The sequence below is a fragment of the Actinoalloteichus fjordicus genome (assembly GCF_001941625.1).
In the GTDB taxonomy this organism is placed as follows: domain Bacteria; phylum Actinomycetota; class Actinomycetes; order Mycobacteriales; family Pseudonocardiaceae; genus Actinoalloteichus_A; species Actinoalloteichus_A fjordicus.
Genome location: NZ_CP016076.1, coordinates 2,367,341 through 2,382,186 on the forward strand (window position 1 = coordinate 2,367,341; position 14,846 = coordinate 2,382,186).

General features: G+C 69.3%; 11 protein-coding genes. 6 read left to right on the top strand and 5 right to left on the bottom strand.

Going from position 1 to position 14,846, the window contains the following annotated elements; genetic code table 11:
• Positions 1-113: 113 nt before the first annotated feature.
• Together UA74_RS10690 and UA74_RS10695 are read left to right on the top strand one after the other, a co-directional pair.
• Entirely contained in the window at positions 114-971 is an 858-nt protein-coding gene (locus UA74_RS10690) for an ABC transporter ATP-binding protein (RefSeq protein WP_075743657.1), read from the top strand.
• The gene (locus UA74_RS10695; RefSeq protein ID WP_075740120.1) at positions 958-1,671 is read left to right on the top strand and encodes an ABC transporter ATP-binding protein; all 714 of its coding nucleotides are present in this window, start codon (positions 958-960) and stop codon (positions 1,669-1,671) included. The genes UA74_RS10690 and UA74_RS10695 overlap by 14 nt, the downstream gene beginning before the upstream one ends.
• Positions 1,672-1,877: 206 nt before the next feature.
• On the opposite strand, the gene UA74_RS10700 is transcribed toward UA74_RS10695, so the two are convergent.
• Positions 1,878-2,312, bottom strand: coding sequence for a hotdog fold thioesterase (locus UA74_RS10700; RefSeq protein WP_075743658.1), 435 nt, complete (start codon positions 2,310-2,312; stop codon positions 1,878-1,880).
• A gap of 89 nt (positions 2,313-2,401) precedes the next feature.
• Between UA74_RS10700 and polA the strand changes: the two genes are divergently transcribed.
• Both polA and UA74_RS10710 read left to right on the top strand, forming a co-directional pair.
• Entirely contained in the window at positions 2,402-5,113 is a 2,712-nt protein-coding gene (gene polA / locus UA74_RS10705) for a DNA polymerase I (RefSeq protein ID WP_075743659.1), read from the top strand.
• A 13-nt stretch (positions 5,114-5,126) separates the two neighbouring features.
• Complete coding sequence (locus UA74_RS10710) at positions 5,127-5,522, top strand: VOC family protein (RefSeq protein WP_075743660.1); 396 nt, start codon at positions 5,127-5,129, stop codon at positions 5,520-5,522.
• A 178-nt stretch (positions 5,523-5,700) separates the two neighbouring features.
• Here UA74_RS10710 and UA74_RS10715 read toward each other — a convergent pair whose 3' ends face one another.
• The 4 genes from UA74_RS10715 to UA74_RS10730 all read right to left on the bottom strand — a co-directional run bounded on the left by UA74_RS10715 (position 5,701) and on the right by UA74_RS10730 (position 10,457).
• Positions 5,701-7,836 (bottom strand): YhgE/Pip family protein, encoded by a 2,136-nt coding sequence (locus UA74_RS10715; protein WP_075766075.1) that lies wholly within the window; start codon positions 7,834-7,836, stop codon positions 5,701-5,703.
• Positions 7,833-8,561 (bottom strand): ATP-binding cassette domain-containing protein, encoded by a 729-nt coding sequence (locus tag UA74_RS10720; RefSeq protein WP_075764311.1) that lies wholly within the window; start codon positions 8,559-8,561, stop codon positions 7,833-7,835. Before UA74_RS10720 ends, UA74_RS10715 begins: the two co-directional genes overlap by 4 nt.
• Positions 8,562-8,587: 26 nt before the next feature.
• Positions 8,588-9,514, bottom strand: coding sequence for a GNAT family N-acetyltransferase (locus tag UA74_RS10725; protein WP_075766077.1), 927 nt, complete (start codon positions 9,512-9,514; stop codon positions 8,588-8,590).
• A gap of 76 nt (positions 9,515-9,590) precedes the next feature.
• Positions 9,591-10,457, bottom strand: coding sequence for a class I SAM-dependent methyltransferase (locus UA74_RS10730; protein ID WP_075740122.1), 867 nt, complete (start codon positions 10,455-10,457; stop codon positions 9,591-9,593).
• A 268-nt stretch (positions 10,458-10,725) separates the two neighbouring features.
• On the opposite strand from UA74_RS10730, the gene rpsA reads away from it, so the two are divergent.
• Together rpsA and UA74_RS10740 are read left to right on the top strand one after the other, a co-directional pair.
• Entirely contained in the window at positions 10,726-12,219 is a 1,494-nt protein-coding gene (gene rpsA, locus UA74_RS10735; RefSeq protein WP_075740123.1) for a 30S ribosomal protein S1, read from the top strand.
• 485 nt (positions 12,220-12,704) lie between these two features.
• On the top strand, positions 12,705-14,732 hold the full coding sequence (locus tag UA74_RS10740) for an acyltransferase family protein (RefSeq protein WP_232237717.1): 2,028 nt from the start codon (positions 12,705-12,707) through the stop codon (positions 14,730-14,732).
• Positions 14,733-14,846 lie beyond the last annotated feature (114 nt).

A 14,846-nucleotide genomic window follows, 5' to 3' on the forward strand; every position in this document is an offset into this window, starting at 1 on the left:
GACGCGAGGCCACTCCGGGATCGGAACAGCCTGCCGAGCCCACCTCGCCGACGACCGAGACGACCGAGACGACCGAGGTCGTCGAGGGCGGCCTGGTCGCCGAGGTCGCGCAGATGACCGAGGAGGAGCGGGCCGAGCACGAGGCCGAGGTCGCCGAGGTCGTCGCGCCGGACCGGGAGATCGCCGTCGAGGTCGGGGACACCCTGCTGGAACTGCGTGACGTCACGGTCCGATTCGGCGGCCTCACCGCGTTGAACTCGGTCTCGTTCGGTATCCGTCGGGGCGAGATCCTCGGGCTGATCGGCCCCAACGGCGCGGGCAAGACGACGTGCTTCAACGCCATGACCGGGGTGTACCGGCCCAACGAGGGCCAGGTGCTCCTGGAGGGCAAGCCCCTGGGCAAGCTCAAGCGCTTCGAGATCACCCGGCGCGGCATCGCCAGGACGTTCCAGAACATCCGGCTCTTCTCCGAGATGACGGCGCTGGAGAACGTCATGGTGGGCACCGACGCCCGCCACCGCACGGGCGTCGTCGGCGCCTTGCTGCGGCTGCGTCGGCACCGCCGTGAGGAGTGGGAGGGCGTCGAGCGGGCCATGGCCCTGCTCGAGTTCGTCGGCATCGCCGACCGTGCCGCGGACAAGGCACGCAACCTGCCCTACGGCTACCAGCGCAGGCTGGAGATCGCGCGGGCACTGGCGACGGAGCCGAAGCTGCTCTGCCTGGACGAGCCTGCGGCGGGCTTCAACCCGGCGGAGAAGGAGGAGCTCATGGAGCTCATCCGCCGGATCAGGGACGACGGCTACACCGTGCTGCTCATCGAGCACGACATGAAGCTGGTCATGGGCGTCACGGATCGCATCGTGGTGCTCGAGTTCGGTGGCAAGATCGCCGAGGGGACTCCTGCGCAGGTGCGGGAGGACCCGGCGGTGGTCGCCGCGTATCTGGGGGTGCCCGACGATGACGTTGCTTGAACTGTCCGATGTCTCCGTGCACTACGGACGCATTCAGGCACTGTCCGGGATCTCCCTCACCGTCGAGGAGGGGGAGATCGTCACCCTGATCGGCGCGAACGGTGCGGGCAAGTCCACGACCATGCGGGCGGTGTCCGGGCTGCTGCCGCTCTCGCGGGGGTCCATCACCTTCGACGGTCAGGACATCAGCAGGCTGCGGGCGGACCTCCGGGTGGTGCGGGGCATCTCGCAGGCTCCGGAGGGCCGCGGCGTGTTCCCCGGCATGACCGTGCTGGAGAACCTGGAGATGGGCTGCTACAGCCGCAAGGACCGCAAGGGGGTCCGGGAGGACTTCGAGCGGGTCTACGAGCTGTTCCCCCGGCTCAAGGAGCGCGTCAACCAGACGGGCGGCACGCTCTCCGGCGGTGAGCAGCAGATGGTCGCGATCGGTCGGGCCTTGATGGCCCGGCCCCGGCTGCTGTTGCTGGACGAGCCGTCGATGGGATTGGCGCCGCAGTTCATCCGGCAGATCTTCCGCATCATCACCGACATCAACGAGCAGGGCACGACCGTGCTGTTGGTGGAGCAGAACGCACAGTCCGCGCTCAGCCGGGCCCATCGGGGCTACGTGCTGGAGAGCGGCAGCATCACCAAGACCGGCGGCGGGCGGGAACTCCTCGCCGACCCGGCGATCAAGGACGCCTATCTGGGCGTGGCCTGACCGCTTGCGAGGCTCGACCACGGGGCTTTCGATCCGTCGATGTCAGACGGGTCGAGAGCCCCGTGGTGTCTCCTGCCCTCGGGCCGGTCCAGGGACTCTCGACTCGGGGCGGCGTCTCCCGGACGGCGCCCGGCCGGTCGGGTCGGGCCGCCCGCGAGCCGGACTACCGGTCGGCGCCGTGCGCGCCGCCGGTCTCGGCACGCGGATCAGGACGCGGCGGGCTCGCCCGGCGGCCGGTCGCGCAGCATGCAGGTCAGCCGGGCGGTGCAGGTCCGCCGTTCGGACTCGTCGGTGATCACGATCTCGTAGGAGGCGGTGCTGCGGCCTCGGTGCAGCGGCACGGCGACCCCGGTCACCACTCCCTCGCGGGCCGCCCGGTGGTGGGTGCACGACAGCTCGATGCCGACGGCGATCCGCTCGGCTCCCGCGTACATCGCCGCCGCGATCGAGCCCAGCGTCTCGGCGAGCACCGCGTTGGCCCCGCCGTGCAACAGGCCGTAGGGCTGGCGGTTGCCCGCCACCGGCATCGTCGCGACGAGGCGATCCGCATCCCACTCGGTGATCTCGATTCCCATCCGGGTGGTGAGCTGCTCCTCCGTCGCCTCGGCGAGGTAACCATGCTGAGCTGCGGTGTTGCTGATCGACTCTCGGGTCGGGCCGGAATCACTCACCCGTGGCTCCTTCTGAACGGCGCGCTGGAACAGACAGTCTGACCCGCAGCCTAGACTCGCTGGCCGTGCCCCTGTCTGACGGTAACTCCGCATCCGGCCGCCTGCTGCTGCTCGACGGTCACTCCCTGGCCTATCGCGCGTTCCACGCCCTGCCTGCGGAGAACTTCCGGACCACCACCGGGCAGACCACGAACGCCGTCTACGGCTTCACCTCGATGGTGATCAACCTGCTGCGCGACGAGGCTCCGACGCATCTCGCGGTGGCGTTCGACGTGTCGCGGAAGACGTTCCGCAGCGAGGTCTACCCCGAGTACAAGGCGACGCGCTCGGCGACCCCCGACGAGTTCAAAGGCCAGGTCAGCCTCATCCAGGACGTGCTGGCCGTACTCGGCGTGCCGGTGCTGTTCAAGGAGGGCTTCGAGGCCGACGACATCATCGCGACCCTGACCACCCAAGCGACGGCCGAGGGCTTCCACACCTCGATCTGCACGGGCGACCGGGACGCGTTGCAGCTGGTCACGGACTCGGTGACCGTGCTCTATCCGCGCAAGGGCGTCTCGGACCTGACCCGGTTCACCCCGGCGGCGGTGCACGAGAAGTACGGGCTGACTCCTGCGCAGTACCCGGACTACGCGGCGCTGCGCGGCGACCCCTCGGACAACCTGCCCGGCATCCCCGGCGTGGGGGAGAAGACCGCCGCCAAGTGGATCCGCGAGTACGGCTCGCTCGCCGACCTCGTCGACCAGGTCGACCAGGTCAAAGGCAAGGCGGGGGAGGCGCTGCGGTCGCGACTGGAGTCGGTGCTGCTCAACCGCAGGCTCACCGAGCTGGACCGTGCCGTGGAGCTGGACCTCGCTCCGGCGGACCTCGCGGTGCGGTCCTGGGATCGCGACGCCGTGCATCGGCTGTTCGACGACCTGGAGTTCCGGGTGCTGCGAGACCGGCTCTTCGCGACGCTGGCCACCGCGGAACCCGAGGCGGAAGAGGGCCTCGACGTCCACGGCGGCCTGCTGTCCGCAGGTGCGCTGGCAGGCTGGCTGGCCGAGCACGCGGTCGCAGGCGTGCGCATCGGACTGGCGGCGCGGGGGACCTGGGCTCGCGGCGGAGGGGATGTGGAGGGGATCGCCTTCGCGACCGCGTCGGGACAGGGCGCCTACGTCGAGACGGTCGGCCTGACCCAGGACGACGAGCAGGCGCTCGCCGAGTGGCTGGCCGACGACGAGCGGCCCAAGGCGGCGCACGACGCCAAGTACGTCGCACATGTGCTCGCGGCCAGGGGATGGCGGCTCGCCGGGCTGACCAGCGACACCGCGCTGGCCGCGTACCTGGTCCGGCCGGGGCAGCGGTCCTTCGACCTCGCCGACCTGGTGGTCCGCTACCTCGGTCGCGAGCTGCGGCTGGCGGCGGAGGAGGAGTCCGGCCAGCTCTCGCTCCTCGCCGACGAGACCGCCGACGCCAGGGCGCAGGCCACCGACGAGATCGTCCGGGCGAACGCGGTCGCCCTGCTGGCCGACGCGCTCGACGGCGAACTCGGTCAGATCGGTGCCTCGGCGCTGCTCGGGGAGCTGGAACTGCCCATCCTCGGCGTGCTCACCGACCTGGAGGCGGCAGGAATCGCCGTCGACGCCGACCACCTCGGCCTGCTGGCCGACCACTTCGCAGGCCAGGTCAAGATCGCCGCGGACGACGCCTATCGGGTGATCGGCAAGGAGATCAACCTCGGTTCCCCGAAGCAGCTCCAGGTCGTGTTGTTCGACGAGCTGGGCATGCCCAAGACGAAGCGGACCAAGACCGGGTACACGACCGACGCGGAGGCGCTGCAGAACCTGTACGCCTCCACCGAGCATCCGTTCCTGGCGCACCTGCTGGCGCACCGCGACGCCACCAGGCTCAAGAGCACCGTCGACGGCCTGATCAAGTCCATCGCCGCCGACGAGCGGATTCACACCACCTTCAACCAGACCATCGCCGCGACCGGCCGGCTTTCTTCGACGGAGCCGAACCTGCAGAACATCCCCATCCGCACCGAGGAGGGCAGGCGGATCAGGGAGGCCTTCGTCGTCGGCAGCGGGTACACCGAGCTGATGACCGCCGACTACAGCCAGATCGAGATGCGGATCATGGCGCACCTCTCCGGTGACGAGGGGCTCATCGAGGCCTTCCGGGTGGGGGAGGACCTGCACACCTATGTGGCCGCGCGCGCCTTCGACGTCGCTCCCGAGGCGGTGGACGCCGAGTTGCGCAGGCGGGTCAAGGCGATGTCCTATGGCCTGGCCTACGGCCTCTCCGTGTATGGTCTGGCCCAACAGCTGCGGATCTCCGCCGAGGAGTCCCGCGCTCAGATGGACGCCTACTTCGCTCGTTTCGGCGCAGTGCGCGACTACCTGCAGGCTGTGGTGGAACGCGCACGCAAGGACGGCTATACCGAGACGGTGCTGGGGCGCCGCCGTTACCTGCCCGACCTGACCAGCGACAACAGGCAGCGGCGGGAGATGGCCGAGCGGATGGCGCTCAACGCTCCGATTCAGGGCAGCGCCGCCGACATCATCAAGGTCGCGATGATCGGGGTGCACCGAGGCCTCGCCGAGGCTGGTCTGCGCTCTCGGATGCTGTTGCAGGTGCACGACGAACTCGTCTTGGAGATCGCCGAGGGCGAACGAGACGCGGTCGAGGAACTGGTGCGTCGGACGATGGGCGCCGCCTACCGGCTCGACGTTCCGCTGGAGGTCTCCGTGGGTGTCGGGCGCTCCTGGGACGCCGCCGCCCACTGATCCGGAGGACAAGTTGATCAAAGTCGAACGGTTCGACCATCTCGTGCTGACCGTTGCCGACGTCGAGCGCAGCCAGGAGTTCTACCGGGACGTGCTGGGAATGCAGCCGGTGACCTTCGCCGAGGATCGACCTGGTCTCGCCTTCGGCGTGCAGCGGATCAACCTGCACTCCTCCTCGGAGTCGCTGGCTCCCGCAGCGCTCTACCCGGTGCCCGGCTCTGCCGACATCTGCCTGGTGACGCTGATGGCGATCTCGGAGGTCAAGGAGCACCTGCGGGCCTGCGAGGTGCGGATCGAGGAGGGGCCGGTCACCAGGGTCGGTGCCCTCGGCCCGATGATCTCGCTGTACTTCCGCGACCCCGACGGCAATCTGGTGGAGGTCTCGCGGTACGAGGAACTGGAAGAGTGACGTCGCCTGCGGCGGGCGCCGACCGAGCGAGCGCCTGCCTCGCGGCGTCTCACCCGGCGGCGGCCGTCGGGTCGTGAGCTCGGTCGCTGCCCGACGGGGGGCGGGGGGTCGGTTTCGTGCTCGAATGCCATCGAGTTCCTCGTGACCGACCGGCGTGCCGCCCCGCCGCCCCGCCGATTCACCAGGCGATCTCCGGCCGCAGCTGCCCCGGCGTCCACACCCGTCGACGCATCGCCGCGGTGACCGCCACGACGAAGGCGAGCAGCAGCCAGCACAGGCACACCAGCACCGCGAGCAGCGCGGGCTCGACGTCGCCGCCGTAGAGCAGATGCCGCAGCCCGTCGACGACGTAGCCCAGCGGCAGCATCCGATGTAGCGGGTGCAGGACCTCGGGCATCGTCAGCCAGGGGAACACGCTGCCTGCCGTGGTGAGTTGGAGGACGAGGGCGACCAGCGCGAGGAGCCTGCCTGCGGGTCCGAAGGCGGCGCACAGTGCATGCGCGATACCGGTGAAGGCCAGCGCGGTGACCACCAGGAGCCCCAGCACCGCCCACGGCCGGACTGCGGGCAGGCCGATCACCAGCACCGTGGCGATGAACAGCGTCACCGCCTGTGCGAGGCCGAGCACGGCGGCGGGCAGCCAGCCGCCGAGCGCCACCCGCCAGGCCGGGACGTTCGCCGCGAGCGCCCTGGCCGACAACGGTCTCAGCAGCAGGTACGAGACGACCGCGCCCACCCACAGCGCGAGGCCGAGGAACAGCGGCGCCAGTCCGGCACCGTGGCTGCCCGCCGTGAGGTGAGTGCGGTCGGTCACCGTCACCGGGGAGGCGATGGTCTGGGCCGCCGCCTGTCGAGTGGCGGCGTCGACGTTGGGGATCTGTGCGACCTCCTCGGCGAGTCGATCCGCCAGGTCGAAGGCGGTCCCGTCGACGCCTTCCGTCAGTTCGAGGAGCTCGACGGCACCGCCGACGAGCACCTCCGTCTGTTCGGCCGCCGCGTCCGCCGCCACGGCGGCGGCCGCCTGTGCCTCGCGCTGCTCGACCGCGTCGTCCGCCAGCAGCGCCAGCGACTCGGCGAGGTCGGCCACCGTGTCGGCCACCCGTGCCCCGTCGTCCACCAGGACGTCGACCCCGGCGTCCGCCGCCGCGACGGAGGAGGACAGGTCGCCTGCCGCCGCCGAGAGCGCGGCGACGGCGTCCTGCATCGACCCGCCTGCACCTGTCAGCTCGCTCAGCCCGCCGGCGAGGCCGTCCGCCGCACCGTCCACCTCGGCGGCCCGGCCCGCGAGCGCGTCGAGATCCGCCAGCATCGTCTCGATCGTCTCGTCCGACTGGCCGAGGCGGGTGAACTCCTCGGCCAGGCCCCGCCGGATCGACGGCAGCTCGCCCGCGACCTCACCCGCCGCCTCGGCCAGCAGCCCGCTCGATTCCGTCAGCCCCGTCGCCGCTGCCGCCGCCGAGGCCACGGACGTCGACTGTCCGTCGACGGCCTCGGCGTGGTCCCGGATGCGGCTCACCACCTCGCGCAGCGCCGCGCCGCCCGCCTCGAGTGCCGCAGCCCCCTCGCCCAGCGACGCCGCGTCGGTCGCGGAGACGCCTGCCGCGTCGGCGAGATCCACGGCCTGCTCTGCCCGGTCCTGTGCTGCGAAGGCCTCTTCGGCCGCGAGTTCGGCGGTCTCCGCAAGGAGTTCCTGCGCGATCACGAGGGCCGCGATCAGCTCGCCGGTCGACTCGGTCAGCTCGTCGGCCTCGGTGGACGCGGCGGCCGTCTGCTCGTACACGGTGTTGAGACTGAGCAGCAGCCGGTCGGCCGTCTGCCTGCCGACCTGCGTCGCCACGGTGGAGCGGACCCGCTCGGCCAGCTGCTCGGCGACGGTGCCGAGCAGGTGGTTGTTCGCGTCGTTGGTGATCACGGTGAGCCGGGCCGCCCGAGGATCGACGGCGGCGTGGGACATCAGCGCGCTGGAGAAGTCGGGCGGCACGACCAGCGCGAAGCCGTAGCGACCTGCTGCGACGCCTTGATCGGCCTCCTCGGGGGAGACCCGACGCCAGTCGAAGTCGCCCGCCTCGATGAGCTGCCTCTCGACCTCCACACCCGCGTCGAGTACCCCGCCGTCGGCGCCCACGGCTCCGTCGTCGGCCATCACGATGGCGGCGGGCACCGCGCTGAGCCGTTGATAGGGGTCCCAGTTGGCGTAGATCGACAACGCGCCGTAGAGCAGCGGGACGAGCGCCGCCGCGACGAGGGCGAGCCGGGTGATCCGTCCGGCGGCGAGCCTGCGCAGCTCGAGTGAGGCGAGACGTCGTGCGCTCATCGCGACTCCCGCCACGCGGCCTCGGCTGTGGGGGAGAGCAGCGGAGTGGTGATCTGCTGCGCAGTGAAGCCGGAGCGGCGGTAGGCGGGGCAATGGCCGTCATGTGCGCCGATGCGCGCGGCGGGCACGCCCAGCATCAGGACGGACTCCGGCGAGCACAGCACCGCGACGGCCCAGCCCTGCTCGGCGTGGTCCCTGGCGACCGCGAACCAGCCCTGCGGGGCGCCGCCGTGCCGATCAGGACAGTCCAGGACCAGGGCGTGCACTCCGGGCCTGGCGGCCGCGAGATCGGTGAGCACCCGAGTGCGGACCACGGGATCGAGCCGGTCGGCGCGTTCCTCGGACTCGGGGAGCAGGCTGCGTTGACGCAGCCACCAGGTGATCGACTCCCGGTCGTCCGGCCTGCCAGCCTCGGACAGGCCCTCTGCGACGATGTCGCGAAGGAGCGCGCCGGGCTCCGGGGCACTGACCTCCGGCGCGTCCACCACGGCGGACCGACGGCGCAGCTCCGCGCGGGACAGCGGCCCGTCGGACTCGACTCGACCGTCGTGCGGTCGCATCCGGCCGGTGAGCACCAGCGCGAGCGCCGTCCTGCCGGAACCTGGCCGCCCCGAGATCAGCGTCAGTTCACCCGCCCGGAGTTCGACGCTGGTGGCGGCGAGGAGTCGTCCCCTGGTGTCGGCGAGGCTGACCTGACGTGCGTGGATGTCTACCGGACGTTCCACACTCCAACCCCCTCAGCCTGCTCGCCTCACCGGAGCGCGGAGGCGGGACGCACCTCCCATACCGTCCACAGAGGACGATAACCCTGTCTCGGCCAGAACACAGCGGAGAGCGGATTGGCCGGGTTGTAGTACAGGTAGGTGCCCGAGGCTCCGGTGGCGAGGAAGTATCGGTGCACCGTGTCCACCAGGATCGATCCGACGCCCGAACCGCGCAGCTCGGGGACCACGGACAGGCAGTTCACGTATCCCCAGATCCCGGGACGGAGCCTGCCCTCGCGGTCGTCGGAGCCGACCGTGTTCCAGGCGCACTCGGCGAGTCCGACCGGCAGACCGTCTCGCTCGGCCAGCCACACCGGGGCGTCGGCGGCGAGTCGGGCACCCAGACTCGCCCGTTTGAGGTCCACCAGATCGGGGCGCAGCATGGTGCCGCCGACGAGCGCGGAGTACCGCGTCTCGATCAGCGCCAGCTCCAGGGCCGCGTCGAGATCGGCCGGACCCGCTCTGCGCATGGTCAGGCCGGGCACGGTGGGCGGCAGCGGCAGCCCGCCCGCCGCGCGGATCGCCAGGACGGTGAGCGGCACGAGTCCGTGATCGAGCAGGACCCGCGATCCGTGGACGTCCCGGCTCGGCCAGGTGATCTCACAGGCCGAGTCCTGCTCCGGCGGTCCGAGCCTGCCCAACTCCGCTCGCCAGACCGACAGGAGCGCATGCAGGCCCGCAGGCTCGGCCGTGTCGAGCAGCGGGGTCAGGGAGCACGACCACTGTGCCGACCACAGCATCGCGGTCGAGCCGGGTCGGTGCTCCGTGACGACGCAGACCCCGGCCACGCGACTGCCGTCGGCCAGGGCGGCGTGGATCAGGGGCCCCGGCGGCCTTCTGGCCTGGTCCGGCAGCAGTGGATCGAGGGCGATCAACTCGGCGGGACGTCGGGTGGGCAGCAGGTCCTCGGTCACGGCAGGTCTCTCCCTCTCGGGGAATCGTCCGTCCCCGTCGGTGTCGACCAAGCCTCGACGATCCGAGGTGACCGCGCTAGCGGGTGCGACAGCAGAAGATCGCGGTGCCGGGGAAGAGCCGTCCCCGCAGCGGGCTCCACTGTCCCCACTCCCGTTCGTGGCCTGCCGGCCATTCCGGCTCGATCAGATCCGTCAGGCGCAGGCCTGCCTGCTCGATCGCGCGGACGAAGTCGCCGAGGGTCCGGTGGAACTCGACGTAGGTCGGCGTGCCCTCGTCGTCGGCCTCCACATAGGGCGCGCGATCGAAGTACGACTGACGCACCGTCAGGCCGTCGGGGCCGGGATCGTCGGGGAAGATCCACCGCATCGGGTGCGTCACCGCGAACACCCAGCGGGCCCCCGGCCGCAGCACCCTGGCGACCTCGCGCATGACCTGATCGAGGTCCGCGACGAAGGGGATCGCGCCGAAGGCGGAGCAGGCCGCGTCGAAGGAGTCGTCGGCGAAGGGCAGCGCGTCCGCGCTCGCCTGCACCAGCGGGACGTGCCGCCCGGTGCGTCGCGCGCCGATCTCGGCATGCCGGAGCATCCCCGAGGAGATGTCGAGTGCGACCGGCGCCGCGCCCCGGCCCGCCAGCCATCGGGAGCACGAGGCGGACCCGCAGCCCACCTCCAGCACCGACCGCCCTGCCACCTCGCCCAACAGGCCGACCTCGGACTCCAGCAGGCCCTCCGGGCACCAGCGGAACTCGGCGTCGCCGAGGAAGTCGCCGTGGGAGGCCTGGTACTCGTCGGCGTCGGCGTCCCACCAGGCGCGCCCCGCGAGGCGCGCGGCGGCCCCGTCGACCTCGGCGTGGCCGTACCTCGTCGCACCCAGCGCGGCCTGGGCCGCCGCATAGCGATCGGACTGCTGTGCTGCGGTGTCCTGGGGTGAGTCGATGGTCACGCGGGGTGCTCCGTTTCACGCGGTCGGGGGTTTGATCAGATCGAGCGCGTGCCGGGTTTGCTCACCGAACGCCTCTACGCGTACGATATCGCTGCGTAGTGGGATCGTTCCGCCCACGTTCGGCGCCGCCCGACTCCGAGAGATCGAGAGTTGCGGACGGTGTCGTTCGGTTCCCGGTTCATCGTCACCGTACCGGGGTGTCGGCCGTTCCCGCCGAGTGACAACCGCAGAGCCCCCTACCCCTATCCGTACCGGAGCCATCTACCTGATGTCCACCGACACTTCCACCGTCCCCGCCTCGCCCGTCCACGCCGGTGGAGGTGAGTCGCAGATCGCCGTGAACGACATCGGGACGGCGGAGGACTTCCTCGCCGCCATCGATGAAACCATCAAGTACTTCAACGATGGTGACATCGTGGAGGGCACCATCGTCAAGGTCGACCGCGACGAGGTGCTGCTCGACATCGGTTACAAGACCGAGGGTGTCATCCCCTCTCGCGAGCTGTCGATCAAGCACGACGTGGACCCGGCCGAGGTGGTCACCGTTGGTGACCACGTCGAGGCCCTTGTTCTCCAGAAGGAGGACAAAGAAGGCCGTCTGATCCTCTCCAAGAAGCGCGCTCAGTACGAGCGTGCCTGGGGCACCATCGAGGCGCTCAAGGAGAAGGACGAGCCGGTCAAGGGCACCGTCATCGAGGTCGTCAAGGGCGGCCTGATCCTCGACATCGGACTGCGTGGCTTCCTGCCCGCGTCGCTCGTCGAGATGCGTCGGGTCCGCGACCTCCAGCCCTACGTCAGCCGCGAGCTCGAAGCCAAGATCATCGAGCTGGACAAGAACCGCAACAACGTGGTGCTCTCCCGGCGTGCGTGGCTCGAGCAGACGCAGTCCGAGGTCCGCAGCGAGTTCCTGAACCAGCTGCAGAAGGGCCAGGTCCGCAAGGGCGTCGTGTCCTCGATCGTCAACTTCGGTGCGTTCGTCGACCTCGGCGGCGTGGACGGTCTGGTGCACGTCTCGGAGCTCTCCTGGAAGCACATCGACCACCCGAGCGAGGTTGTCGAGGTCGGCCAGGAGGTCACCGTCGAGGTGCTCGACGTCGACATGGAGCGCGAGCGCGTGTCGCTGTCGCTCAAGGCGACGCAGGAAGACCCGTGGCGTCAGTTCGCCCGTACGCACGCCATCGGCCAGATCGTGCCCGGCAAGGTCACCAAGCTGGTTCCGTTCGGCGCGTTCGTCCGGGTGGACGAGGGCATCGAGGGCCTGGTGCACATCTCCGAGCTGGCCGAGCGGCACGTCGAGGTTCCCGAGCAGGTCGTTCAGGTCGGCAACGACGTCATGGTGAAGGTCATCGACATCGACCTCGACCGCCGTCGTATCTCGCTGTCGCTCAAGCAGGCCAACGAGGGCTTCACTCCCGAGATGGAGTTCGACCCGACGCAGTACGGCATGGCCGCCGAGTACGACGCAGACGGCAACTACATCTACCCCGAGGGCTTCGACTCCGAGACCCAGGAGTGGATGGAGGGCTTCGACACTCAGCGCGAGGAGTGGGAGCGGCAGTACGCAGAGGCTCAGGTCCGCTTCGAGCAGCACAAGAAGCAGGTCACCAAGGCTGCGGAGGACCACGCCGAGGCGGGCGAGGCAGGCGAGCAGAACTACTCGTCCGACTCGCCGAAGGCTGCGGACACCGGTTCCTCCAGCGGCTCGCTGGCCAGCGACGAGCAGCTCGCGGCACTGCGGGAGAAGCTTTCCGGCGGAGCGTGACGACTGACTGAGTCCGGGTTCGTCTCGGGCTGCTGAACAATTCAGAGGGTGATCTTCGACCAGCTGGTCGAAGATCACCCTCTGTGCATTATGCGACATAATCCTCGTGAATCGGTCGCATTCTGTTCGCGATGGTCACCGACGAATCTCGTCTGCTGGTCGCCTGGATAACAAAGCGGACCCGGCTGTCATGTCGGTGCGTAGTTGTGTCACGTTATACCGCGCTGACGGTTGGTCGTTCTCACCGAATTGTTGCAGGGTTGAGACGCACGTCACATCAGTTCCAATGATGGCGCGGGCACTCGTGGATGCATCGCATGGAGAGCTGCGCATGGCCTACCCGAACCGACCGGTCAGTGGTCCTCGATCGGTCGACGAGTCGGGCGAGCCGTCGTGGCGATGAACAGAGGAAGAGCGTGGCGACTCTTAGTCTGACCAGCACGGCCGAGGGATCGGATTCGATCGTCAGATCGACGTCTCCGCCGGTGACCGGTTCCCATCTGGTGGCGCCGCCTGTGGTGCGGAAGTATCGGCCGGAGTTGCAGGGGCTTCGGGCGGTGGCGTCGCTGCTGGTGGTCGTGTATCACATCTGGTTGGGTCGGGTGTCCGGTGGGGTGGATGTCTTCTTCCTGATCTCGGGTTTTCTGATCACTGGTCAGTTGGTGCGGAGTGTGGAGCGGTCGGGGGGTATCCAGTTTCGTCCGTTGTGGGGGCGGATGATCAAGCGGCTGTTCCCCGCCGCACTCACCGTCCTGGCCGTCGTGACGGCCGCATCGTTCCTGCTGCTCCCGACCAATCGCTGGTTCCAGACGATTCGGGAGATCATCGCCTCGGCGCTCTATCTGGAGAACTGGCAGCTGGCCGCCGACTCCGTGGACTATCTGGCGCAGAGCAACGCCGTGAGCCCGGTGCAGCACTACTGGTCCTTGTCGATCCAGGGGCAGTTCTACATCGTCTGGCCGCTGCTGGTGCTGCTGGTCATCGGGGTCGCGAAGGTCAGCGGGAACCGCTTTCGGCTGACGCTGCTCGGGACGTTGTTCGCGGTGTTCACCGCCTCGCTGATCTTCTCTGTCATCAGCACGGCGGACGACCAGGCCTTCGCCTACTTCAACTCGCTGACCAGGGTGTGGGAGTTCGCTCTCGGTGGGCTGCTGATGCTGGGCATCGACCACATCAACCTGCCGAAGCTCGCGAGAGTGCTGCTCGGGTGGTTCGGCATCATCGCGCTGGTGGCCTGTGGCCTGGTGCTCCAGGTGAGTTCGGTCTTCCCCGGTTACATGGCGCTCTGGCCGACCGGCGCAGCGCTGCTCGTGATCCTCGCGGGTGCCTCGGGGACGCGCCTGGGCGTCGACTGGATCCTGTCCTCCCGGCCGCTGGAGTACCTGGGCAACATCAGCTACGCCCTTTACCTGTGGCACTGGCCGGTCCTCGTCTTCTACCTGCTGCTGCGGGAACCGGTGGACGGTGTCGGCCTCGCCGGCGGTGCCTTCATCATCGGTGTCTCGGTCGTGTTGTCGGTGTTGACGTATCACTTGGTGGAGAATCCGCTGCGGCGGTCGGCGGTGGGGACGCGCACGCCGTGGGCGGGGTATCGCTTCGGTCTGGTGTTGCTGATCCCGGTCCTGGCCGCCGCCGGAACCTGGCAGTACACGGCCGTGCAGCGGGCCGGAGCCTACGAGGGAGTCATGGACGACCCCGACTACCCCGGCGCGGTGAGCCTGACTCCCGATTTCACCTACTGGGGAGAGGATGACGTGGTGCCCGCGCCGCCCTTCATCAACCTGTCCGACGATGCCGTGCAGATCGACCGCGACAACTGTCAGACCTCGCCGCACTACGAGGAGCTCCGGGTCTGCCAGAACAGCATCGACGGCCCCGCCGAGCGTCACATCGTGGTGGTGGGCGACTCGCACGCCGAGCAGTGGGTCACCGCGCTGTACCTCATGGCAGAGGACCGTGGCTGGCGGATCTCCTCCATGTACAAGGGCGCCTGCCCGTTCTCGGTGGTGTCCGAGACGTTCCCCAGCAACGAAGACTGTGTCGAGTGGAATGCCGCGGCGGCCGCGCAGACCATCGACCTGAACCCCGACCTCGTCTTCACCACGGCGACCCGTGAGGTGCGCGTCGGATTGACCGAGGAGACGCCACAGGGCTATCTCGAACAATGGCGGAAGCTGGAAGCCGCGGGTATTCCGGTGATCGCCATGCGTGATAATCCCCGGTACGACTACAAGCCCTCCGAGTGCGTGGAGAACGCCGGAGTCGACGCGGCGGAATGCTCGGTGCCGCGTGCGGAACTGTTGGCCGAGCGGGCGCCGTATGACTTTATGCCCGATGTGCCGAGCAACGTCTCGTTCCTCGACTTCAGCGACTACCTCTGTGTCGAGGACACCTGCCCGCCGGTGATCGGCAACGTGCTGGTGTACCTGGACGAGAACCACATCTCCGCGAGCTACATGGCTAGCATGACGCCGATGTTAGAGGAGGCGATCCTCGATGTGACCCAGTGGTGACGCCGTACCGAGATCGGTTCGACGCCTGCTGCCGACCGTCCGCGCCGGGCGGAGCGGGGCCCGCAGAGCAGGCGATGAGTAGAGGAAGAGCATGGTGACTCTCAATTCGGCAGG

Excerpts from the sequence above, each read along its gene's own strand:
- UA74_RS10690 (WP_075743657.1), top strand. The coding sequence starts at position 114 with ATGACCGAGGAGGAGCGGGCCGAGCACGAGGCCGAGGTCGCCGAGGTC.
- UA74_RS10695 (WP_075740120.1), top strand. The coding sequence starts at position 958 with ATGACGTTGCTTGAACTGTCCGATGTCTCCGTGCACTACGGACGCATT.
- UA74_RS10715 (WP_075766075.1), bottom strand. The coding sequence starts at position 7,836 with ATGAGCGCACGACGTCTCGCCTCACTCGAGCTGCGCAGGCTCGCCGCC.
- rpsA (WP_075740123.1), top strand. The coding sequence starts at position 10,726 with ATGTCCACCGACACTTCCACCGTCCCCGCCTCGCCCGTCCACGCCGGT.